This is a genomic window from Prevotella sp. DNF00663, from assembly GCF_001553265.1.
Classification (GTDB): domain Bacteria; phylum Bacteroidota; class Bacteroidia; order Bacteroidales; family Bacteroidaceae; genus Prevotella.
The window spans coordinates 43,513-67,416 of record NZ_KQ960601.1; the positions used below are offsets into that span (position 1 = coordinate 43,513).

The 23,904-nt window shown below is 43.5% G+C and carries 20 protein-coding genes and 5 tRNA genes; 14 read left to right on the forward strand and 11 right to left on the reverse strand.

All coding sequences use genetic code 11. The features are described 5' to 3' along the window. Nucleotides 1–16: 16 nt before the first annotated feature. On the forward strand, nt 17–820 hold the full coding sequence (locus HMPREF3034_RS02855; protein ID WP_062433006.1) for a gluconate 5-dehydrogenase: 804 nt from the start codon (nt 17–19) through the stop codon (nt 818–820). Nucleotides 821–1,350: 530 nt separating this feature from the next. Here the strand turns inward: HMPREF3034_RS02855 and HMPREF3034_RS02860 are convergent. The 5 genes from HMPREF3034_RS02860 to HMPREF3034_RS02880 form a co-directional block, all read right to left on the reverse strand. Next, nucleotides 1,351–2,886, reverse strand: coding sequence for a sulfatase family protein (locus tag HMPREF3034_RS02860; protein WP_062433009.1), 1,536 nt, complete (start codon nt 2,884–2,886; stop codon nt 1,351–1,353). An 8-nt stretch (nt 2,887–2,894) separates the two neighbouring features. Next, a complete protein-coding gene (locus HMPREF3034_RS02865; RefSeq protein WP_156431024.1) occupies nt 2,895–4,982 on the reverse strand; it encodes a beta-glucuronidase LacZ4 in 2,088 nt (695 codons plus the stop codon). A 45-nt stretch (nt 4,983–5,027) separates the two neighbouring features. Next, nucleotides 5,028–6,731, reverse strand: a complete 1,704-nt coding sequence (locus HMPREF3034_RS02870; protein ID WP_062433013.1) for a RagB/SusD family nutrient uptake outer membrane protein — start codon at nt 6,729–6,731, stop codon at nt 5,028–5,030. A gap of 14 nt (nt 6,732–6,745) precedes the next feature. Then, nucleotides 6,746–9,922, reverse strand: coding sequence for a SusC/RagA family TonB-linked outer membrane protein (locus tag HMPREF3034_RS02875; protein WP_062433016.1), 3,177 nt, complete (start codon nt 9,920–9,922; stop codon nt 6,746–6,748). A gap of 283 nt (nt 9,923–10,205) precedes the next feature. After that, nucleotides 10,206–10,293, reverse strand: a tRNA-Ser gene (locus HMPREF3034_RS02880). Nucleotides 10,294–10,696: 403 nt separating this feature from the next. Here HMPREF3034_RS02880 and HMPREF3034_RS02885 point away from each other — a divergent pair. From HMPREF3034_RS02885 to HMPREF3034_RS02915, 7 genes are all read left to right on the forward strand, one after another. Continuing rightward, entirely contained in the window at nt 10,697–11,611 is a 915-nt protein-coding gene (locus HMPREF3034_RS02885; RefSeq protein ID WP_062433019.1) for a DUF4468 domain-containing protein, read from the forward strand. 12 nt (nt 11,612–11,623) lie between these two features. Continuing rightward, entirely contained in the window at nt 11,624–11,878 is a 255-nt protein-coding gene (locus HMPREF3034_RS02890) for a hypothetical protein (RefSeq protein WP_036897341.1), read from the forward strand. Further along, nucleotides 11,875–14,205: a putative porin gene (locus tag HMPREF3034_RS02895; protein ID WP_062433022.1), complete on the forward strand. Its 2,331-nt coding sequence runs from the start codon at nt 11,875–11,877 to the stop codon at nt 14,203–14,205. The genes HMPREF3034_RS02890 and HMPREF3034_RS02895 overlap by 4 nt, the downstream gene beginning before the upstream one ends. Nucleotides 14,206–14,229: 24 nt before the next feature. Next, nucleotides 14,230–15,135, forward strand: coding sequence for a 1,4-dihydroxy-2-naphthoate octaprenyltransferase (gene menA / locus HMPREF3034_RS02900; protein WP_062433025.1), 906 nt, complete (start codon nt 14,230–14,232; stop codon nt 15,133–15,135). A gap of 10 nt (nt 15,136–15,145) precedes the next feature. Beyond that, nucleotides 15,146–15,790, forward strand: coding sequence for an HD domain-containing protein (locus tag HMPREF3034_RS02905; RefSeq protein ID WP_036897381.1), 645 nt, complete (start codon nt 15,146–15,148; stop codon nt 15,788–15,790). Nucleotides 15,791–15,911: 121 nt separating this feature from the next. After that, a tRNA-Thr gene (locus HMPREF3034_RS02910) sits at nt 15,912–15,984 on the forward strand. Nucleotides 15,985–15,989: 5 nt separating this feature from the next. Continuing rightward, nucleotides 15,990–16,062, forward strand: a tRNA-Gly gene (locus tag HMPREF3034_RS02915). A gap of 254 nt (nt 16,063–16,316) precedes the next feature. Here HMPREF3034_RS02915 and HMPREF3034_RS12785 read toward each other — a convergent pair. Next, nucleotides 16,317–16,508, reverse strand: a complete 192-nt coding sequence (locus tag HMPREF3034_RS12785; protein WP_255347963.1) for a glycoside hydrolase family 2 protein — start codon at nt 16,506–16,508, stop codon at nt 16,317–16,319. Nucleotides 16,509–16,618: 110 nt separating this feature from the next. Here HMPREF3034_RS12785 and HMPREF3034_RS02920 point away from each other — a divergent pair. Both HMPREF3034_RS02920 and HMPREF3034_RS02925 read left to right on the forward strand, forming a co-directional pair. Further along, a tRNA-Lys gene (locus HMPREF3034_RS02920) sits at nt 16,619–16,694 on the forward strand. Nucleotides 16,695–16,712: 18 nt separating this feature from the next. Then, a tRNA-Lys gene (locus HMPREF3034_RS02925) sits at nt 16,713–16,785 on the forward strand. A 46-nt stretch (nt 16,786–16,831) separates the two neighbouring features. Here the strand turns inward: HMPREF3034_RS02925 and HMPREF3034_RS02930 are convergent. Genes HMPREF3034_RS02930 through HMPREF3034_RS02945 form a run of 4 tightly spaced genes read right to left on the reverse strand, consistent with a single transcriptional unit; the run spans nt 16,832 to nt 20,364 of the window. Continuing rightward, the gene (locus tag HMPREF3034_RS02930) at nt 16,832–18,817 is read right to left on the reverse strand and encodes a tetratricopeptide repeat protein (protein ID WP_369796359.1); all 1,986 of its coding nucleotides are present in this window, start codon (nt 18,815–18,817) and stop codon (nt 16,832–16,834) included. Nucleotides 18,818–18,835: 18 nt separating this feature from the next. Next, nucleotides 18,836–19,399, reverse strand: coding sequence for a peptide deformylase (gene def, locus HMPREF3034_RS02935; protein ID WP_036897351.1), 564 nt, complete (start codon nt 19,397–19,399; stop codon nt 18,836–18,838). Between the two features lie 46 nt (nt 19,400–19,445). Beyond that, entirely contained in the window at nt 19,446–19,865 is a 420-nt protein-coding gene (gene ruvX / locus HMPREF3034_RS02940; RefSeq protein ID WP_036897355.1) for a Holliday junction resolvase RuvX, read from the reverse strand. A gap of 16 nt (nt 19,866–19,881) precedes the next feature. Next, nucleotides 19,882–20,364 carry an SPOR domain-containing protein gene (locus tag HMPREF3034_RS02945; protein ID WP_036897357.1) on the reverse strand — a complete coding sequence of 161 codons (483 nt, stop codon included), beginning with the start codon at nt 20,362–20,364 and terminating at the stop codon, nt 19,882–19,884. Nucleotides 20,365–20,589: 225 nt separating this feature from the next. Here HMPREF3034_RS02945 and HMPREF3034_RS02950 point away from each other — a divergent pair, with 225 nt between their 5' ends. The 3 genes from HMPREF3034_RS02950 to HMPREF3034_RS02960 are packed head-to-tail and all read left to right on the forward strand — an operon-like array spanning nt 20,590 to nt 21,434. Beyond that, nucleotides 20,590–20,805 (forward strand): YtxH domain-containing protein, encoded by a 216-nt coding sequence (locus HMPREF3034_RS02950; protein ID WP_036897361.1) that lies wholly within the window; start codon nt 20,590–20,592, stop codon nt 20,803–20,805. Nucleotides 20,806–20,812: 7 nt separating this feature from the next. Beyond that, on the forward strand, nt 20,813–21,163 hold the full coding sequence (locus HMPREF3034_RS02955) for a phage holin family protein (RefSeq protein ID WP_036897364.1): 351 nt from the start codon (nt 20,813–20,815) through the stop codon (nt 21,161–21,163). A gap of 7 nt (nt 21,164–21,170) precedes the next feature. Further along, nucleotides 21,171–21,434, forward strand: a complete 264-nt coding sequence (locus HMPREF3034_RS02960; RefSeq protein WP_062433030.1) for a hypothetical protein — start codon at nt 21,171–21,173, stop codon at nt 21,432–21,434. Between the two features lie 594 nt (nt 21,435–22,028). On the opposite strand, the gene HMPREF3034_RS02965 is transcribed toward HMPREF3034_RS02960, so the two are convergent. Further along, nucleotides 22,029–23,117, reverse strand: coding sequence for a UDP-N-acetyl glucosamine 2-epimerase (locus HMPREF3034_RS02965; protein ID WP_062433034.1), 1,089 nt, complete (start codon nt 23,115–23,117; stop codon nt 22,029–22,031). Between the two features lie 195 nt (nt 23,118–23,312). Between HMPREF3034_RS02965 and HMPREF3034_RS02970 the strand changes: the two genes are divergently transcribed. Beyond that, nucleotides 23,313–23,861 (forward strand): cysteine hydrolase family protein, encoded by a 549-nt coding sequence (locus HMPREF3034_RS02970; protein ID WP_036900868.1) that lies wholly within the window; start codon nt 23,313–23,315, stop codon nt 23,859–23,861. Nucleotides 23,862–23,904 lie beyond the last annotated feature (43 nt).

Sequence of the window (23,904 nt, forward strand, 5' to 3'; positions counted from 1 at the left end):
AACAATCAATCGTTATATGGACACATTTTCAAAAAACTTCTCCCTTGAGGGGAAAGTAGCTTTGATTACAGGAGCAGCCTACGGAATAGGATTTGCCATTGCTGAAGCATATTATAAGGCAGGAGCTAAGATCGCTTTCAACTGCCGCAGTCAAGAACATCTAGACCGTGCATTGGCCGATTATGCAGCCAAAGGCATCGAAGTAAAAGGATATATCGCCGACGTGACCGACGAAGAGCAGGTACGTGAACTCGTAGCAAACGTTGAACATGAGCTAGGAACCATCGATATATTGGTCAACAATGCCGGTATCATCAAGCGCATCCCTATGGAAGAGATGTCGGTAGAAGACTTCCGACAAGTGGTAGACATCGATCTCAATGCTCCATTCATCGTGAGTAAAGCCGTCATTCCGGGCATGAAGAAGAAAGGTGCAGGCAAGATTATCAATATTTGTTCAATGATGAGCGAGCTTGGACGAGAGACCGTATCGGCTTACGCAGCTGCCAAAGGCGGATTAAAGATGCTTACCCGCAATATCTGTTCGGAGTTCGGAGAGCACAATATCCAATGCAACGGTATCGGTCCGGGCTATATCGCCACCCAACAGACAGCACCTTTGCGCGAACGCCAAGCTGATGGAAGCCGTCATCCTTTTGATAGTTTTATCATCAGTAAGACTCCGGCTGCACGCTGGGGAACTCCCGAAGACCTCATGGGTCCCGCTGTCTTCCTTGCATCCAACGCCAGCGACTTCGTCAATGGACACATTTTGTATGTAGACGGTGGCATCCTCGCTTACATCGGTAAGCAACCATAAAATTGTCATCAACGTTTTTTTAAGATTAGGTATACAATTGAGAGGGCTGATTCTATGTGATATAGAGTCAGCCCTTATTATTTTCCGGTCTCCTAAGACAATGGTATCAAAAAGCCCGATTGCCATCTAATATCTCTTTTCCTCGCTTTTTCCTGTTGGCTATACACTCCGCCTCAACCATCGACTCATCATCATGTATCAAGAATACGATTTGCTTGTGAATCCGACATGTGTATCCCTACAATCAAGAACTGTCCGAAGGACAACCCATACATAGCCGGTGGTTAAAGCGATAGCGTAAACCTCCGGAAAAAGGACAAAATACATGTCTGAGTCTGAAAGACTCCCCATATCAAGATGATACCATATATTAAATATAGACACGGGTAGTCTTATCAGATTGGAACTTTGACTCACAAACAAGCCGGAGACTATCTTCGCTTTCGCTCAACAGTCTCCGGCTATGAATGGGTAGCCCTCCGGGCTATTGTTACTACAATTTGATTCTACAAACGCAATTTCTATAATCCCTATTTATTCTTGAGTTTCTTCACGATTCCTTTGGAATACCAAGGATCATCCACCTCTTTCAATAACTGCGTCATGCGCTTAAACAACTTCTTATAAACAGCTTTATGCGCATTTACATCCAAATTATGCTGCTGATAAGGGTCGTTTTGGTCGTCGAAGAACAATGTTTGTTTCACTCTGTACTTCTTATCTATAAAGATAGCCAGCGTATATTGCGCCGTCTTGATGCCTCGTGCCGATGGGAAATAGTCTATTGTCTTGCCCGCAGCATCTTTCTCCCCATTCACATTTTGGATATAGAGAGCTGCATCCGGACGCTTAGCTTTCAAGTTCTCATGACTGAGCAGATCCGAATAATCGCGCCCTTGAACCGTTGATGGAATATCTTTTCCAAGTCCGGCTAAACCCAATACTGTGGGCATAATATCTGGAGAAGACATCAACAATGGGTCTACACGTGGAGTGAGATGTCCCGGATAACGCACGATAAACGGAATGTTCATCGCCTCTGTATACGGTGAATTCTTGGGGTCGTCGGTATTCTGACTACACATGGTCTCTCCGTGGTCTGATGAGAAGATGACAATAGTATTCTTATCAAGCCCAGCTTCCTTCAACGCATCGAGTATCATACCGAACGCACGGTCTACGCCCGACACCGAAGCAAAGTAATATGCTGCCGATTTTACCTTATCCATATTTAGATTTGCATTCGGTCGAATGAGCAAACTATCTATCGGTTTGTTGGCATAGAGTGCATAGTCTTCGGGCATACAGTCGTCCATTGAGCGATAAGGACTGTGAGGCGGGTTCATCGCAACCATCATAAAGAAAGGTTTCTTCGTGTCTCTTACATTGGCTTGATTGCGAATATAGGCTGCAGCCACCTTGGCTTCGTGTATCGGTGACCACTCATGTGGCTCATGTTTCACGCCTTTATTATCCCAATAATGGGGATTCTTATGCTGGTCAAACGTTCCGTAAGAATACCAATAGTTGAATCCGTGGCGGCGCTCTACGGGCGTAAAGGCATCCCACACAGGGTTCGCATCTTGTACATACTGCCCGGGACGATCTGGATCATTCCTCTCCGGACGATCGGTATGCAGCTTTCCGATATAGGCACAATCGTATCCATTGCTACTGAACACGTCGCCTATACAGGTCGTCGACTCGCGAATATAACTATTCGGACGGTCGGAATTGCAATTGAGCGATACACCACTGCGATTTGGATACATGCCCGTTAAAAGACTACCACGGTGCGGACTACTCAAAGGGAAATTGCTTTGAGCCGATGTGAGTACCACCGATTCTCGCGCAAAACGGTCGATATGCGGTGTATGCGTGGGGTCGGCTTTGAAGTTAACATTGTCTCTAAAGCCTTCTTGCGACCAGAAGTTCAGCGCACAATTACGTAATTGGTCGGGAAATACATAGATTACATTGGGGCGATTGTCGGTCTGTGCGGCCGCACACAAAGTGTATGGTGCAAGCATCAGACCACATAATATTTTGTTTGTCTTATTCTTCATTGATAGGTTTATTTATTTAAAATCCATTCACAAGTATCAGATAGTTTTATCTTCTTATCTGCTCCAACAGCCTGAAGCGTATTTTGTCCATCTTGTAATGACACATGGAACCGGCATACATTCATGGAATCAGGACGCTGTGTAGCCACTTTCTTGCCATTGAGCGACAATGTTACCACCTTGCAATTAGAGAAAACGAGAACCTCGGTTTGGCGATGAGTGCGCTCTTTGGCACGCTTTCCGGCTATATAAACCATTGGTTCGGGATTCCAATTCGCTTTATAGAAAAAGTAAGCATCTTTCTTCGTCTTGCGATCGTGGGTTACCAATCCTTTATCATTGATACCTATGCGGTCGCCTTCGGTACGATGTGCTGCTCCGAAGTCAAACATATTCCACACAAACGTACCCCATACAAATGGACGATGAGAGAGAATATCCCAGTTAGCCATGTGGTAATAAGTCTGCCAATTCTCCGGATGCCACATACTCGTAGGTATCGGTTGCTTCAACGAATCTTGCTGTTGACGGATGCTTGCACCTGCTCCATACTCACTAATACCGATACATAATTTCGGATAGGTGGCATGCATCTTGTCCAAATAAGTGGCTAGTGACTTAGGAGTTGAACCATACCAGCCATCATAACGATTCCACGACATGACATCGGTGATGAAATTCATGTCACCATCTTGATTGCTCGCACAGGTAGTAGGACGTGTATGGTCTTCTTGATGAGCCAAAATATTCAACTCTTTCACATACTCCACGGGGTTATCACCGAAATATTTCAACTCGTTGAACAGTCCCCATACAAAGATACTAGGATGATTATAGTTCTGTCGAATCAACTCACGCAACTGCTGTTTTCCGTTATCTCGAAAAGCTTTGGTATCTACAAAGCCCTTATCGGCATATCCTCCGGGACCTACAAAGGGTATCTCTGCCCATGCCAAAATGCCAGTCTTATCCATCATATCATAGGTATAAGTAGACTGTGGATAATGAGCTAAGCGCACAGCATTGACACCCATCTCGCGCATAAGAGCCACATCTTCTTCTATATGCTGAGGAGTCAAGGCATTGCCAACAACCGCTCTTTCCTGATGACGGCATACACCATGTAAAGGCAAATGTCTGCCATTGAGGAAGAATCCTTGGTTAGCAACAAAATAATAACTGCGAATACCTAATGGTTGTTCTACTTCATCTATCTTTCGCTGACCATCCCATAGCGAAATATTAACCCGATACATAAATGGATTGGAGCAACCATTCCATAGTCGGGGCTTATTGATAGTAAAGGGAATATCGAGTGTTTGCAAGTCGGTTTTGGCTGCAATATCCACCGATTTTGTTTCCTTCAAAATCTCTTTCAAACCATCAGAGACGGTCAAGCGCACTTGAGCCTTGCTGATTTCAGCGCTTGAATTGGAGAGAACTACGCGTGCATTGACATGAGCCGAGGCTGCACTGACATGCTCTTGCTGGAGATATACACCCGGCGAGGCATGGTCTAGAGGCGAGATACAAGTCTTCTCGGTCAACAACAACGACACTCCACGATAGATACCACCATAGAAGTTGAAGTCGCCCACCAGTGGCATCACACTCAAATCTTCAGCATTGTTCACACGAACGAGGACTGTATTATCCTTTCCGTAGTCAACCTTATCGGTCAACTCGAAGATAAAGGCCGTATAACCACCGCGATGTTCGCCCAAGAACTTGCCATTAATAAAGACGTGAGCCACACTGTTTGCTCCTTCAAAACGGATGAACAAGCGCTTGCTACTCCACTCTTGAGGAATAAAAAACTTCTTGGTATAGTTGCCGATACCACGTTTATAGTCGGGCTTACCACTCAAAGCATCTGTGGCATTCCACGTATGTGGGAGATCAACCAATGTTCCACTCCCCTTTTGTACCTGATGAGAGAAGCGGAATTGCCACTTTTCGTTTAAGGATTGATAACTACGTTGCGCCTGTATCGGAACAGAATAGCACAACAATACACCAAACAATACAATGCTGCAAAGGCTCTGCAGGGCTGCTGCAAAGCCTTCGCTACGATGCAGCAAGGCCTTGGCAGCCATGCTGCCTCGGCTTTGCAATAAAGTTCTATCATCTATATTCATATCTTACCAATCGGGATTCTGCGTCAAAGCAGAGTTCTTTTCTCTCTCAGGTCCGGGAATAGGCCAGAGATAATCTCTCGATTTTACAGAACGGGTATAACGATATTTTCCTGTAATGTCGCTTTCTTTACGACCATCGAGTTCTTCAAGTGTCTTCCAACGCTTCATATCGCTGAAACTCAAACCTTCTCCAGCGAACTCAACGGCACGCTCATGACGAATACGCTTGAAGACTTCTTCCTTCGTAGTAGCTTTCAAATAGTCAGGACCACTATTGATTCCAGGCATCTTAACACTAGGACGATTACGTACTTCATTGATAAGTTTCACGGCCTCATCCTGCTGTCCGAGTTCATTCAGGCACTCAGCCTGCATCAACAAAACATCGGCATAACGAATCAATGGGAAGTTGATAGGTGTATGTTGACGGTTGTTGATAGCACCACCCATATTACCTTCGGGTACGAACTTACGCCAAAGATATGTCTCATAGTTCTGATTTGGACGGATATAACCATTACCGCTGTTAATACCGGTAGCTATGATAAATTCGCAATCTTCGGGTGCATTGGCATACCAACCAGCATAGCGCGTATAAGGTAAGATAACTGTTGCCATCATACGTGGATCACGCTGCTTATACATCTCAAGCAATTTATCCTTGGCTGCCGGGTATTTTACAACCTTACCATCCTTCAGAGTTGCGCGGAATGTAGCAATTTTCACCTTATTATCTTTCGTGATTCCGGGGAATAACTTCTCCATATCAAAAGGCTCACCAGTCTTATATTCGTACGAATCTACGAAATACGGAGAAACCATCACATTATTCCAGCAGCTTCCGAAGGTTTCACGAGAACCCATATAGAATGCCATCGGCATACCATGATCGGTACCAACTCCACCCATATTCTGAACTGCAAATATCATCTCAGAGCTTTCGTCACCACCCGGTTTGAACAATCCTGCATAGTCATCGTACAATGCATAGAGTTTACTATCGATGACTTTCTTGAAGTTTTCGGATGCTTTGGTATAGTCTTTTGCATAAAGATACACCTTACCCATCAAAGCAACAGCCGCATATTTAGTTGCGCGTCCCATGTCAGATTTGCCCCACTTCTCCGGTAAACCGTTTGAAGCTTCGGTTAAGTCATCCAATATAAACTTACGAACTTCGTCCATCGAGTTACGTGGCTTCTTCATATCGCTGTAGCTATCGGTAATAACGAGCGTCTCATCATAGATAGGCACTTCACCAAAGAAGTCCATCAAGGTGAAATAATACAATGCACGCATGAACTTAGCTTCCGCCTTATACTGCTTCTTCAAGTCGTCTGACATGTTAGCCTTGTCCACATTCTGCAACACATTGTTTGCTCTTGCAACACCTTCGTACAGATATGTCCACTTATTGAGAATCCAATTGTTGTTCACATCATACCTACCGGTTTGGAAATTCTGGTAAGCATACACACCATACCCCATAGATATACCACCCAAACCATCCATAGCAAAGTGCATTCCGAACGCATGGTCGTTTTGCATGTTGCTATATACGGCCATCATAGCCTCTTTTGTCTGCTCTTCATTCTGGTAGAATTGAGAAGCATTCATTTGGTCTGCCGGTACACGTCCGAGGTCATAGCATCCCGACAACGTTAGGATAAGGGGCAGACCTAGTATAATAGAATAAATCTTTTTCATGTTCTTAGAATTTATTAGAATGATAAGTTGATACCAAGTACAGCCTGCTTCATAGAAGGATAAGCCATTCCGCTGACTTCAGGATCGAATCCTCTGTAGTTGGTGAAAGTAAAGAAGTTCTCTAAACTGCCATAGAAGCGCAGACGTTCGAGACCGATCTTTCTGGTCAACTTCTGATTAATGGTATAACCCAACTGGATATTTCGAATCTTAACGAAGCTCTTATTCTCAAGGAAGAAGTCGCTTGTCTGGATATTACGACGGTCTTGGTACTCCAAAAGACGTGGGTATGTGGCATCAGTACGGCCTTCTGTCCAACGTCCCTTAACAACATCACTGTTCAACTGATAGCCGATACGTACACTAGGAGTATTGTAAGCATCGTGTTGCCAGAATACTTTTGCACCCATAGCTCCCTGAATCAAGGCAGAGAAATCGAATCCCTTCCAAGATGCATTCAAATTAAGACCGAAGAGGAACTTGGGATTTGGACCATCGCTGACGATTTCTTTATCTTGGTTATCGATAATTCCATCACCATTAACATCCTTATAAAGGAGGTCTCCCTTTTGGGGTGTACCGAATGCAGCAAACGGATTTTTCTTTTTACCATTTTCGTCTACCGGTGCATTATCTATCATCTGCTGTACCAACTTCATGTCTTCATCGGTCTGTAACAGACGGTCTACACGCAACAAATACTGTGAATTAATGCTGTGACCTTCCCAAATTAGGTTGGCACCGCTGATAGATTGACCACCTTTATCAGTACCCTTAAACTTATCAACATTGTTGGTGACATAGGTAAGGTTACCTGTGATACCGTATGTGAAATCATTAATATGGTCTTGCCAACCCAATGTTAACTCTAAACCCTTATTGGTAACGATGGCACTATTGGTCTTTGGAAGAGACGTAATACCATGTACGTTGGGTGCAGGTAGATTAATCAAGATGTCGGTTGTGCGCTTATTAAAGTAGTCAATAGTACCGGTAAGACGGTTATTGAAGAAACCAAAGTCCAAACCAATGTCGAATACCTTTGTCGTTTCCCATGTCAATAGCGGATTAGCAAGTGCCTTCATGGCCATACCTGTAACCATTGAATTACCTAATACATAGTTGTAACCACCGGCATTACTTGTATAAAGCGACTGAGAATCGTAGTTTCCGACAGCGTTATTACCCAAAGAACCGTATGAAACACGGAGCTTCAAGTTGCTCAAATAAGTGCTGGAAGCAGCTTCCATAAACTTTTCTTGATCAATACGCCATGCAGCAGAAGCTGAAGGGAAGTATCCCCAACGCTTGTTAGACTGGAATCGAGAAGAACCATCGGCACGAAGATTAAACTCAAAAAGATACTTATCTTGCCAGTTTAAATTCAAACGACTGAAGTAAGAGCGCATCGCCCACTCGGTCTTATTACCTCCGGCGCTGGCTTGACCGGTCGCTCCATCGAGTGCATCCATGCTCAAATCAATCAAGTCTTGCTTTGAAACATTGAAGTGTTTACTTCTATATAGCTCTTGGCTGGCACCCAACATCACATTGAAAGACAGTTGGTTCTTGAACAACTTATTCTCATAACGCAACACAGCATCATTGAAATAGCGCTCTGTTTTACCGTCATAATTATAATAAGAATATCTAGACTTAGTGGTAGCAGTAACCTTTTCGGTTTGGAAATTCCAACTCTCTAACAATACAGGCTTGCGCGAAATTTCTTGGTCTACTAGCTCGTATGAATAGCTCAATGCAAGAGACAAGCCCGTCATCGGCTTCAAGGTAGCAGTGAAACGAGGGTGGAAATTATTCTTACGATTGTTTCCTGTCCACTTGAAAGCGCGTACCAAAGGGTTATTATTAGCACACTGAGCAGCGTCTTGCTCATTGTTCATGGCACCAAAACGACCATCAGGAGCACGGAAAACCATACCCGGTGTGGTGGCTGATGTATACTTAAAGACATTATCAATCTCATTATTACCCGGTTCCATATCCGATACATAACCGTTAATATGCATACCGATATTCAACCATTTAGTCACGTCGGCATCCAAGTTCAGACGTCCGCTGTACTTCTTAAAGCCCGCATTGTACATGACACCCGGATTATTCAGATAGCCAAATGAGCCATAGAAACGAATTTTCTCAGAACCTCCGGATACAGAAATGGCATGATTGGTAGAAGCAGCTGTCTTAAACGTCTCATCAATCCAGTTGGTATTAGGATACTTCAATGGATCCTTACCACCATCATTGCGCCAAGCATCAATCACGTCTTGGGTAAATGGTTCAGACTTTTTACTGTTCTTATAACCTTCATTGATGATTCCCATGTAGTCGGCATAGTTTGATACAGGGGTCAATGTCTTACGAATTGACTCAAAAGACACATAGCCATTGTAGTCAACAGTAAGTTTACCGCGCTTACCAGACTTCGTAGTAATAAGGATAACACCATTAGCTGCACGCGAACCATAGATGGCAGAAGAAGCTGCATCTTTCAATACTGATACCGATTCTATATCCTGTGGATTCACAGTATTGATACCGGCTTCGGTTCCATCAATAATAATAAGAGGTGCAGAACTATTCAACGTACCCTGACCACGAACCAAAATAGAAGCGTTGTCGTTACCCGGCTGGTTGTTGTTTGACATCACCGACACACCGGCAGCGACTCCGGCCAAAGCTTGAGAAACATTCGTGATAGGACGACTCTTAGCCATTTCGGCTACATTGACAGCAGAAACAGAACCTGTCATGTTCACTTTCTTCTGCGTACCATAACCTACTACCACTACCTCATTCAAGGTTTGACGATCTTCTTCCAATACAATATTAATACTCTCACGTCCACCTACCTTCACTTCCTTGGTGAGATAGCCTACACTGGATACCACCAATACGGCATTAGGAGATGATACACGAATAGAGAATTTACCATCTAAATCAGAGATTACGCCATTGGATGTTCCCTTTTCTAGAATTGTCGCCCCAATCATTGGGCCGGAAGCATCTGTCAAAGTTCCCTTAACCGTAACGGTCTTCTGCATAGGAGACTGAATAACAGCAGTATTGAAGGTGGGAATAGCCCCCCCTGCAAACATTGTAACAGACGGAAAGGCCATTACAGAACCAAGGCACAATCGTCGTAAAAATGAATTGGTCATGAATAAATCCATAGACTATAAATTATTTAGGTTAGTGTTATTTCATCGATAATTATGGTTGCAAATATATAAAATATGCAGAAAATGAAAGTCCAAAATCGTACAAACAATGTACAAAATCGTATTTTTCCTATTCATTATACGATAATTCCCAGCACGAAGAATAGCCGTCATCGTTGACAACCATAAGGAAACCAAACGACGAATCTTATGAATATCAAATAATTCTATAATAAGAAAAAGGCTGAAAGAGGACTGATAATTACATAATGGATTAATTATCATACTTGAACTGCGGAGAGAATAGGATTCGAACCTACGAAACCCTTTAGGGGTTTACACGCTTTCCAGGCGTGCCTCTTCAACCACTCGAGCACCTCTCCTTGTATTATAAAGCGGTGCAAAAGTATTACTTTTTTAGCGATTTCCGGCATATAACGAGCTAAAAAGTAGATAGTAACATTAGGTTTGAGAGTTTTTAACATAAATAAGTGTTCTAATTCACACCTATAACTTATCACTTCTCACTCCTAACTCACCACTCTCCACCCAAGAACTCGTCTACTTGTTTACTCGTTAACTCATCTACTATCAAACTGCAGGGGCAAGGCAGTATTCCTGCCACAGCCAAACAGCGATACTGCATAGGCAGAACAGCAAGGCTGCCGAGGCTCTGCACCAAAGCGTTAATAATGGTTAAGTTAGTCTATTCCATTTTCTTTATATCCCCATCTCTCATCTTTTTTACTAACTTTGCCTATTATTACTAGTTTAAAACATCAGCTAATGAAAAAGATTTTCACTGCCATCATGTTATGTTTGTCACTAGGCATGCAAGCGCAAACCGTCGTAGAAAATGCTAAACAGCAACTAGAAGAAGCCAAAAAGGCTCAAAAAATAGCTAAACAAGCCATCAAAGAAGCTAAGAAAGCAGCTAAGCTGCAAAAGAAATTGGCTAAAATAAAAGCAGAAACAGGAGAGTCTACACCTACAAAAACAATACCGGCTACCCCATTAACACCGGCTCAAAAGACTGTAATACCGGCTACAAAAATAGAAAAACCAGTTACACAGCCAACCGATGAGGGCACAATGAAGAAAACTACCAGTGATGTCAAGAGAGGGTGGATAGTACCTACAGCTCCTACCAAAGCCGTAGATAAGAAGAAAGAAACAGCTGTTGCTGCACAGCAAGCAGAAGCACAAAGCTATCTGATAGGCGCAGTTCCTGAAGTAGATGGCAAGGTGGTGTTTGAGACAGAACTTGAAGCAAACGGTAAAAGTGCCAAGGAAATCTATCAATTGCTATACGAAAGAATGCAAGAATTGATGACAGAAGATGGCCAAATAGACAGTCGTATGGCTCTTGTCAATGAAGATGAGAATGTGATTGCAGGCAAATTCAAGGAATGGATGGTCTTCAGCAACAACTTCCTTTCGGTAGACAGAACCGAATTCAACTACATATTGGTTGCCAAATGCGAAGATGGACGCGCCCACATCTCAATGGAACGCATGAACTATTCGTATGAGGCCGACCGCCCGACAGGTTTCAAATCGTCGGCCGAAGACTTGATTACAGACAAGAAGTGTCTAAACAAGGCCGGTACAAAGCTTGTCAAACTGACCGGAAAGTTCAGAAGAGGCACCATAGACCGCAAGAATGAGATTTTCACAGTATTAGCAGGAGCATTAAGATAAAAAGAGACAAGTATGACACAGGATAATAAGGAACACACGACAGAAGAGCAAATAGCTGTCAGACCCAAGCATCGTATGGAGCGTATCGACACAAGAGATTCTCTATTCAAGTTGAGAAACATACTCAACATCTGCTTCATGGTACTAGCCATCATCGGTGTTTGCATGTATCTCTTCACGATGCAGAAAAACATTGCCATCATTGTCATGTTGGCAGGCGTAGTGATTAAGTTCATTGAGGTCGCATTACGAATGTTCCATAAATGAGAAAAATATTCATCACACTATGTCTATTGTGCGTCTCGGGAGTCGCACTAGCACAGTTTGACGACAACGAATTCAACCAAATAGACGCTAGTGGAAACATCAGTACGAGGAATAAGAAGAATCAGGCTGACAGTCTTGGCAGCCACAAAGAGATTCCCAAAGGCATCAAAGTGTGGACGGTGGATTCGCGCTTTGGAGACATGCAGTCTGCCAAGTTGGATACCCTCTCCCACATGTACATGAATACCAACTTCACGACGGGATTAAGAGGCGAATACAATACCACAGGAAATCTTGGCGCACCACGCATCCATCGGGTATTTATAGACCGTCCCGAAATAGGACAGTTTATCTTTACGGCCCCCTACGACTTCTTCGTGATACCCGTAGACAAATTCCAATTTACCAACACCTTGTCTCCTTTCACCAATCTAACTTACAATACAGGCGGTGGGAAAATCAATGGTGAGGATCATTTTACTGCAAAATTCGGAGTCAATGCGGGCAAGAAATTGGGAGTAGGATTCAATTTGGACTATCTCTATGGACGCGGTTTTTATGCCAATCAGAGTACATCGCACTTTGGTTATACCATGTATGGCAGCTATATAGCCGACCGTTATCAGGCTCACTTGCTCTTTTCGACCAACCATCAAAAGGTGGCCGAGAACGGTGGTATCACCAACGACAACTATATCAAGCACCCGGAGAGTTTCACCGATAACTACTCCACCGACGAGATACCGACCGCCCTGTCTAAAAACTGGAATCGAAACGACAACCAACATATATTCTTCTCGCAGCGATATAACCTAGGATTCAACCGCAAGGTACCTATGAGCGAGGATGAAATCAAGGCACGCAAATTTGCTCTTGCATCGAAAAAAGAGCAAGAGCTAAGGAAAGCTAAAGAAAAAGAGGGACTTGCCGATGAACCTAAACGAAGAAGAAACGAAGAGGAAAAAGAACCCGTGACCTTTGCCGGACGACCAGACGACGCAAAGGTAATGGGCAATGAGCCTGTAAAAGAAGACCAAAACAGCGAGCGAATCAAGGTGAACGGACAACAACATGCAGACAGTTTGATAGCTGTAGCTAACAAGGCTAAAGAAGATACAACATGGTTGAAAAACGAATATGTGCCTGTAACGAGCTTCATCCATACCCTGCAATTCGACTATGCACGGCGCATCTATCAGGCCTATAATACACCGGAGAACTTCTACGCCAACACATACAAAGCCCAAGAGCGACTAGGGGGTGACTCCATCTACGATGCTACACGCCACTACGAGTTGAAGAACACATTCGCCATCTCGCTGTTAGAGGGATTCAACAAGTATGCCAAGGCAGGCTTGAAAGGTTTCTTGACAAGCGACATGCGCCACTTCACCCTACCCTCGGCCGAGGGTGTGGACACCTACAACGAGCATAATATCAGCGTGGGGGCACAGTTGAATAAGACCCAAGGGAAGATGTTGCACTACAATGCCGTGTTAGAGACGTGGTTGGCAGGTAAGGATGCAGGACAATTAAAGCTGGATGCCACGGCAGACCTGAACTTCAAATTTCTCGGAGATACGGTTCAACTCGCTGCATCGGGCTTCTTCCACCGCAACAACCCTACCTTCTATTATCGCCATTATCATGCCCGTCACTTCTGGTGGGACAACGATAACATGAGCAAGATACTGCATACAAGGTTACAAGGTGCGTTATCTATTAAAAAGACACGGACACTCTTGCGAGTATCTGCCGACAATCTGAAGAACTATACTTATTTCGCCCAAAGTTACACTGCAGGTGAAAATATGCGTACAGCCAATGCCGTGGCAGTGAAACAACACAGTGGTGCCATCAATGTATTAACAGCAGAACTGAGCCAAGATTTCACTTTCGGCCCGATAAATTGGGAGAGTGTCATCACATATCAGAAGTCGAGCAAAAGCGATGTACTCCCTCTCCCAACATTGAATGCTTATACCAACCTCTATCTGAGATTCAAGATAGCCCGTGTATTGAACTGTGACTTCGGAGCCGATGCCCGTTATTTCACTTCGTACTATGCTCCCGACTACAGTCCGGCACTTGGTCAATATGCCGTACAAACGAATACCAACACCACAGGCGAGGATAGCAGAGTGAAGATAGGCAACTACCCTATCGTAAACGTATATGCCAATTTCCACCTGAAACATACTCGATTCTTCGTGATGTACAGTCATGTAAACGCTGGAAGTGGTACGAGGAACTACTTCTTGACACCTCATCACCCACTGAACGGAAGCCTATTGAGATTCGGGGTTAGTTGGAACTTCTTCAATTAATCAATATACCGGAGTCAGTTTATCATGGAAGGACAGAACGGAATCAAGATAAATTCACTGAAAGCATGGATGTTGGCGTCGCGGCCAAAGACCTTGACGGGAGCAGCAGTTCCTATCATGGTGGCCATAGCTATGGCTGCTATGCACATGGAACAAGGGCTGTTCAGGACTGTACCTGCCATCCTTTGTCTGCTCTTCGCATTCACAATGCAAATCAATGCAAACTTCATCAACGATTATTTTGATTTTATCAGAGGTAATGACGATGATACCCGACTCGGTCCTCGAAGGGCTTGTGCGCAGGGATGGATAACACCTGAAGCCATGAAAAAGGGCTTAATCGTCACTACGCTCATAGCTTGTCTGATTGGATTACCTCTTATATGGTATGGCGGGATTGAGATGGTCGTCGTGGGATTGCTGTGTGTAGTCTTTTGTTTTCTATACACCACGAATCTTTCCTATATTGGTATGGGTGACATATTAGTACTTGTCTTTTTCGGCATCATACCGGTTTGCTGTACCTATTATCTGGTAACAACAGACATTACATGGCCAGTATTCATTGCCTCAATAGCCTGCGGACTTGTCATTGATACCCTGTTGCTCGTGAACAACTATCGCGATAGGAAGAACGACATGGCTGCCGGAAAGCACACATTGGTCACCATGATAGGTGAAAAGAATACCGAGTGGCTGTATTTGGCGTGTGGATGGGTAGCTGTAGCACTGAATATCATAGTACTATGGATGGTTGATGTCCATTTAGTAGCAATTGGTTTACCTGCTATTTACCTCATCATGCATACACGTACATGGCGCAAGATGGTAGAAATAAATCGTGGTAAGACCCTTAATCTCATTTTGGGACAAACGGCACGTAATATGTTTATATATGGTGTATTGACTTCCTTAAGTCTCCTATTATAATAATATGGTTATAGAAAACGTAGATTTGGAGTTGATGGAGTTTGTTGAGCAAAACATTCTCCCGCGCTATAATGAATTCGGAAGAAGTCATGGACTAGGTCATGTCAATCGGGTTATCAAAAATAGTTTGCTGCTTGCCAAAACCGTAGGAGCCAATATCAACATGTCGTATGCCATTGCTGCCTACCATGACTTGGGCATGAAGGGACCTCGCGCCATCCATCATATCACTGGAGGAAAGATACTTTTGGCCGATGCAAGACTCAAGAAATGGTTCTCACCGGAGCAAATCAAGATTATGAAAGAGGCCGTGGAAGACCACAGAGCAAGTGCCAGTCATGCACCACGAAGCATCTATGGCAAAATAGTAGCAGAGGCCGACCGCGATTTAGAACCCGATACAGTATTCACACGAGCTGTACAATTCGGACTGGAACAGCATCCGGAATTTGACAAGGAAGCACAATGGGAACGCTTCAAATCGCACATGCAGGAGAAGTACTCTGCCAGTGGGTACATCCATCTATGGATTAGGAATAGCCCGAACGAGAAGAATCTCAAGGAGATACGAGATATAATAGCCATTGAACCAGCTCTTAGAACGCAGTTCGACCGTATATACGACCAAGAGATTGCAGAGCAAAAACAAGCTTAACCCTCGTTTTTTGTTCTTCAATTTCAACGCTCAAAAAGTTTACAGGAAGTTTGGTCAATCTAAAAAAAAAGACTACTTTTGCACTCACATCTACACAGAGAGATGCAATCTGCATGTTGATGCCGATATGGCTCAGTTGGTAGAGCAATTCATTCGTAATGAATAGGTCCCCGGTTCGAGTCCGGGTATCGGCTCACAAGCGGTAATAGCTCAGTTGGTAGAGCGTTGGCTTCCCAAGCCAAAAGTCGCGAGTTCGAGTCTCGTTTACCGCTCTTCGTTGTTTATCAAGTAGTTACAAAGTTTTTGTAACAAGCAAAAATCCCTTGTTTTTATATATGTTTAAGCGCTGAAATGTCAAAATGAGGCATAATTATGCGTATTTATGTGGGCTGTAGTCTAAGATATAGTTTGGCTTTTTAGAACTTTATAGCAAGACTACTTTCAGCCACAGAAGCATGATGATCAAACTAAAAAAGGGACTCAGTTAATAAAACTGAGCCCCAAGAAGTAACTTTAACTTAATACATCACATATTAAAACCACTTACGTCTATAACAGGAGTACACCCACGGGAGTCTTGATTATTCCATGTGATAGTAATAGTCTTAGACTCCGACGGCATTAGATGAAAATAATTATCACTATAGATAACAGGTAGAATCTGTTCGCCATCATTTCCCTTAAGATTCAAGCGCACCATAAGTGCAGTGTTCTGCACCTTTAAGCCGATTTTTTGGCAAAAAACACGAGAAACATTTGCAGGTTAACGAAAAACGCATTACCTTTGCACTCGCTATTCAGAAATGCTCATTTCGCTGGATAGAGAATGCGCCCTTAGCTCAGTTGGTAGAGCAACTGACTCTTAATCAGTGGGTCTAGGGTTCGAGTCCCTAAGGGCGCACCACACAAAAGGCAGAGCAACGCGCCCTTAGCTCAGCTGGTAGAGCAACTGACTCTTAATCAGTGGGTCTAGGGTTCGAGTCCCTAAGGGCGCACAAGAGAGAAACATTTCGATGTTTCTCTTTTTTTATTCCCGTAAGTTTAATGTTTTTCCGAAGCGTATTTCTTCATCACACTGTAAGCATCATAGATACCTAGTTCACCGGCCTTGCTCAAATCAGCAAGCCCTTTCGACTTATTACCACTAAAGATATAAGTCAATCCACGATTGAAATAAGCTTCCGCAAGACTAGGATTCAGCGTAATGGCTTGTGTATATGTATCAATAGCATCATTATAATTACGCTGCATAGCATGTAGATTGGCAATGTCATAGATGACGAATGCATTTTTCTCTCCGGCCATTCCAGAAGCTCGTCGCAGGTCATCAAGCGACTTACCTAGAACAACTTTCAAATCATTCCCATTACTTTGAGCATAATTAGACATCATGGCTTGGCACACTCCACGCTGCCAATAGGCCAATACCGAGACCGAATCCATGGTCATATAATCGTTAATATCGTTCAAAGCTTCCGAAAAATTGTGCGTACTTGCGTGGGCTACAGCACGTTGAAAAAGCAAAGTGGCTACCTGATTGTAATTCTTGATATCAGAGATTCGCGTCGTCAAGCTATCAATAGCGACAAAATACCGACGCGACTGTTCCTGCGTCAACGCATTGGACTTGCAAGAAATATATACCGGCAAAGTTGGACGAATCGTTCGATTGAATGTCTCCACATCGCGATCAACCAATTGATAGCTGTTAATACCATTCTTATAAGGCATATAAGACAGCAAGAACATCGGCATATACTCTACTTCCACATTTCTATCTTGTACGTTTCCACGATATTCATTCTTATATTCCGGTGTCGTCACCTCATTGTCTTGAACCACCCATTGGTCGTACTTCTCAACGTCAATATCGCTCATTTTGCGTACTTGACGAAGTTTACTACGCGACCAACGTTGCTGGATACCCACGTGTTTATCCATCTGTCGCTTCAATACCCTAAACTCATCTAGTTCCGCTTTGGCCGTCATACCGAGTCTACGATAACAGTTGGCACGACTCGTCAAACCATTCCAAAAGTTTGGGAACTTCTCTATTACCCGCGAATAATCTCGAATAGCAGCCCGATAATCACCCGTTCGGTCCAATAGGATTGCACGATTATAAAGCGCCAATAAATTATCGGGCTCCAAACCAAGCACATAATTAAAATCTTCTATAGCACGGTTATCATCTCCCAATGTCTGTCTGAGCAATCCGCGGTTGTAATGTGCAATAAAATTATTACCATTCATGCTGATTGCACGGTCGTAATCCTCCATTGCTTGACGCAATTTATTGAGATTGACGCGTGTCATTGCACGGTAAGTATAGTTGTTGACAACCTTCGGAGTATAATGAATAGCACTGGAGAAAGCCTTCTCTGCCGCAGCCCAATTCTTACGTTGAAGATTCAAGCGCCCCACGATAGACCACGAGTTGCCATCGTATGGATTCACCTTCAACGTCTTTTCCAACCACCGTGAAGCCGTAGCCGTGTCGTTGGCATTCAAATATGTTTCTGTCATCAAGCCATAAGCATTGGGCATACTAGGCCACCGTTTGATGACATATTTTAAATCTTCGCGTGCTTTCTCTACATCTTTACTTCTATAGCGAGCATAAGCACGATTAAACCAACTTCCTTTCTGATCGGGATTCAGCTTCAATGCCGCATCAAAATCGGTGATGGCATCTTGAAACTTATCTTGATTCATGCGACTCTCCGCACGAAAATTGAATATCTGATAGATGTAGGGATTCAGTTTGACAGCCTCCGTAAAGTCACTTTCTGCCCCAGCATAATCACCCAAACACTCTTTGGCCACTCCCCGATAATACCAAGGCTGGTACAGATACGGTTTCCCCGAAAGAATATTGTTGCAATGCTGAATAGCAACCACATAGTCATGATAGTCCAATGCAATCTCTGCTGAGATTAAAAGTCTGTTCGTGTTGTACTGCGCTCGCATAGAAACGGTACACCACAAGAACAATATCAAGACTACAAGTTTTCTATTCTTCATCATCGCAAACTAAGAATTATCTTATTTGCGAGCTACCTTTACGCGATAACTGCAACTGAATTTGCCCTTGACAATGGACTTTAATTTACTACTGATAATCTGTTTACGGAATGGAGTCAGATGGTCTACAAACATTTTTCCATCCAAATGGTCAAACTCATGTTGCATGACACGAGCCAAATAACCATCTATCCATTCCTCATGCTCGGTAAAATCAGGATCCATCCACTTCACGCGAATGCGCGAATAACGTGGCACTCCCTCGTGAATACCGGGAATCGAGAGGCATCCCTCTTCCATCGTCACCTTCTTAGAAGTTTCGTCTATCTCCAAGATATGGGGATTGATGTAAGCATGACGGAAGTCTTTATATTCGGGTAAATCACCACTCAACACATCCAAATCAATCACCGCCAAGCGAATAGCTTTTCCTATCTGCGGTGCGGCAAGCCCTACACCTTCGCTAGCTGTAAGCGTTTCAAACATGTCGGCAATGAGTTTGTCAAGTTCAGGATAATCAGGTGTGATGTCTTCTGTCACTTTACGAAGCACACCCTGACCATAAGTATAAATGGGTAATATCACTTTCTCGTTCTAATTTATTTTTTGTTGTTTCTGTGTTTATTCGGCCTTATAGCCTACGGCTCGACATATAATCCTGCAAGATAATAGTCGCGCTGATTTCATCTACCAGTCCTTTGTTCTCCCTTCTGACTTTCTTCCCCACTCCACTTTCTATCAACACGCGATGAGCAAGCACCGATGTGAACCGTTCATCATAATAGTCGATGGGAATTTCGGGATGAGCATTGCGCCAACGATTGACAAATTGCTGCACACGCTGTAGGTTCTCGCTCGGCAATCCATTGGTTTGCATAGGCTTACCTATGACCAATTGCTCCACCGGCTCGCGTCCAATATACTGTTGGAGATAGTCGAATAGTTCAGACGTAGAAACAGTCGCCAATCCGTTAGCAATAAGTTTTAACGGATCGGTGACTGCAAGTCCTGTACGTTTCTTACCGTAATCTATAGCAAGTATACGTCCCACTCAGTATATGTATGGTTTACTTTTTAAAGAGCAACCATGCATCGGGATACTTACTACGCAAGTCGTCACGACTACGAACAGCATCACTCTTAGACGCAAAAGACGTTGCTACAACACGATACATACCGCGTTCGCTGTTAAACACGATAGATGGGGTATAACCTGCAGACTGCAATGTGCTCTGAAGTCCTTCAGCGTTAGCCTTCAAAGAGAAAGAACCAACTACCACACCGAATCCGTTAATAGCCGGGCCACTCACTACTGCATAGTTCTCACGGCGCACGGTAGCGTTATCAGCATTGTCTACAACCGTAGTTTGGGTTACAGGCTGCTGTGTTACTGGTGTCACTGTCGGAGTAGTTGTCTCTGGTTCGGTTGTTGTCTGTTCCTGTGCTTTAGCTCTTTCATAAGCTTTCTTATAAGCACTTTCACTCGATTTACAACTTGTAAAAGCCAATGCCACACATAGTCCGGCACATGCTACCATATACTTCTTCATATTTCTTATTGTTTAGACGATTAAACTTAATTGGTCGTTACTAATATTATCTTGCGAAATTACAAAATATCCAATGAATACAGGAGCCAACCCCGCATAAAGATTGTTAAATCGTTTGAATACAACCTATTTAACAAAAAATCACCTAGGATACCGGTTGCGTTCACAAAACATTTAGTATATTTGCCTAAGACTATTTTTATCGTTTAATTAAAAAACAAGCTTATGAAGACATTAGGTTATATCGGAGCTTTCCTTGGTGGCGCTATTGCCGGCGCAGCACTTGGCATTCTCATGGCTCCCGAAAAGGGAACAGACACTCGTAACAAGATTGCTGACACTGTAGAAGACTTCTGCCAGAAGCATAACATCAAACTCACACGTAAGGAAGTAGACGACTTGGTAGACGACATCAAGGACGCCAGCACCGTTACAGAATAAGGAGTACATGTTTTCTAACGACAGAAACATCGACAACATCGGGCAACTGGTAGAGGTTGTCAAGCATTACATCGGGCTTCAAAGCGAATACGTGAAGCTCGATGTAATAGATAAGATTGTGCGTTTGTTCACTGCTATCGCCATAGCGGCGACCTTTGCCCTGCTTCTTTTGTTGGCTCTCATCTACCTATCATTTGCACTTGCCTACGCATTGCAACCATTGCTGGGCAGTGTCGGTGCCTTCGGCTTGGTGGCAGGTGGCTATATCTTTATTCTTATTTTATTTGTGGCATTCAGAAAGGCATGGATAGAACGTCCACTTGTACGCTTCTTAGCAAGCCTTCTCATGTCTAAATAATTGCATTATGTATACCGACCAGCCAAACCAACCCATAGAAAGTTTCCGCTCACTCAGCGATATCAGATTGCGCAAAGAAGTGTTGCTCAGCGAGATTCAGCACGATGACAAACGCATCAAAACACTTTGGACCGACTTATTCCATGCGCCCAAAGATATGGTTTCATCCACTCCATCCAAACGTTTCTCCGGATTTATGAATACCGGAGCAGGACTTCTTGATGGCATCATACTAGGATGGAAACTCTATCAGAAGTTCAAAAAGAAATAAAGTTGATAGCAAGCAGTTTGTAGACACTTTGAATATAGACTGTTAACTATAAGACATAAAAAAAGGAGTACCGCTGTACTCCAACCTTGTTAACCTTAAATCTAATACTATGAAAAACACATTGCAAATGTACGAATTATTTAAACACGTGCAAACTATGTAAGGATAAAAACGCATTATTATAACAATTATTAACTTATTTGCGACATTTTACCTTCTTAACAAGGCTTTCAGAGCCTCTACAAGCTCCACTTTCATTTTACTGCCAAAGCCTTGCAAACTCGTTGTTCGGTCTATGCAGCATTACTGAAAAGGCCGAACAGCATTATTGTCCAGCCCCTGCAAGAAGTTGAGTTGATAAGTCTTTGAGTTTATAACCAATCAACTCATCCGACAAACAAAATATCTTTTGTCCGAAGCACAATCCTATTCACACCTGAATACCTTTAGACTCTCAGATAATAAGAATATAAAAGACAGATCTGAAAGACTTCCTTATATTCATACACGATAAATATAGAGTACGCTCAGACCTGCCTTTTATCTATTATACAAAAAAATATCGACGTAACAGCGACCAATAAGTCGCGATAACTATCGCCTTAAATCTAACAAAATTTGCACAATGCGCTCGGCACTACGGCCATCCCAGCGTTCAGGGATACCGGCTTTCTTCCACTGTCCATTCACCATCCCACTGACAGAGTTGCCTAATAACTCGGCATCTTCGCCCACCAACACATTCGTACCCACCTTGACAGTCTCGATATGTTCGGTATAACTATTGAGCGTGATACATGGTATTTGGCGGAAAGTAGCCTCTTCGGCCACGTTACCGGAATCGGTAATCACCCCTTTGGCGTGCTCCATGAGGTATCCGAACTCCAAATATGTCAACGGATTGATAATCTTAAACCCTTCAGCGTCGGCCGGCAAACAAGCCTCGACTACTTCGGCTGCAGCTCCACGTAACGGTGCAATAATGGGTAATGACTGTGCAGACTCTATTAAACGGGCCAACATAATTTTCAAATTGTCCTCATTAGCCATCAAAGCCTTGCGATTGAGCGTGAACATCAAGTATTCCCCATCTTTCAAATCATCTGAAACAGCAGGACGTTGCTCCTTTCCGTGGTTCAAACGTAGCGTATCCATCAAGATATTCCCAACCATATAAACTTGCGCATTGTCCGTACCGCCACGCGTAGCCATACTGCTACTACCTATCCCGGCAGTGAAAAGAAGATCGCTCAAGCCATCAATGACAAGCCGATTGATTTCTTTCGGCATATTGATATCAAACGAGCGAGTGCCCGCAACCAAATGAGCCAGACACACACCACGCTTCTTGGTGACAATAGCTGCTGCCATCGTGGAGGCCAAATCGTCTACAACGATGACAACATCTGTTGGAGTAGCATCCAAATACTTCTCGAATGCCGACATCACCTGACCGGTAAGTTCGTTCAGATTCTCACAGTCTACACCCAAATACATATCGGGACGTGCTATCTCTAAGTCATCAAACAGCGACGGCTCAAGCGTAGGGTCATCCTCGCTACCAGTATAAATTAATTTGAAATTAATATCCTTACCTTCTTTCGCTGCCCGCTGAATGGCATGGACAATAGGGGCTACCTTCATAAAATTGGGACGTGCACCGGCTACAATACAAATATTCATATCATAAAGTTGTTAAAACGATTCTTATATCATATTTATTCTTGATTGGCAAAGGTAACGATTTAATAGGGAATACAGCAGGAACAAAGGGAGAAGATTCACAGCCATATGTAAATAACCCTACCAACCATGCCCCAATATACACATTATTGAGTAACTTTGTAGACAATCATCGAAAACTAAGAATATAGAGACATGAAGAAAGCACTTATCAACATCGACTACACCAACGACTTTGTGGCTACCGACGGAAAACTCACTTGTGGCGAACCGGGACAGCAGATAGAAGCTGCCATCGTAGATATTACCAAGCAGTTTCACGATGAAGGCGAATTCGTTGTATTCGCTATCGACTTACACAAAACCAATGATGAGTTCCATCCGGAGAGCAAACTCTTCCCGCCCCATAACCTTGAAGGCACTGAGGGACGACAACTCTATGGGCAACTGGGCGACTATTACAAAACCATCAAGGCTGATAAAAACGTCTACTATCTCGACAAAACACGTTATTCGGCCTTTGCTCACACCGATTTAGCCCTACAACTGCGTGTGCGTGGCATTGAAGAGGTGCATCTAGTAGGTGTCTGTACCGACATCTGCGTGCTTCATACGGCTATGGATGCTTACAACCTTGGCTTTAAAATTGTTGTACATCAGGCTGCCGTAGCTAGTTTCAATCCACAAGGACATGCTTGGGCGCTCGGTCATTTCGAACACTCGCTCGGTGCAGAAGTGATTTAACGATACGTATATACACTAAAAAGCCGGAGCCAATATCCATTGT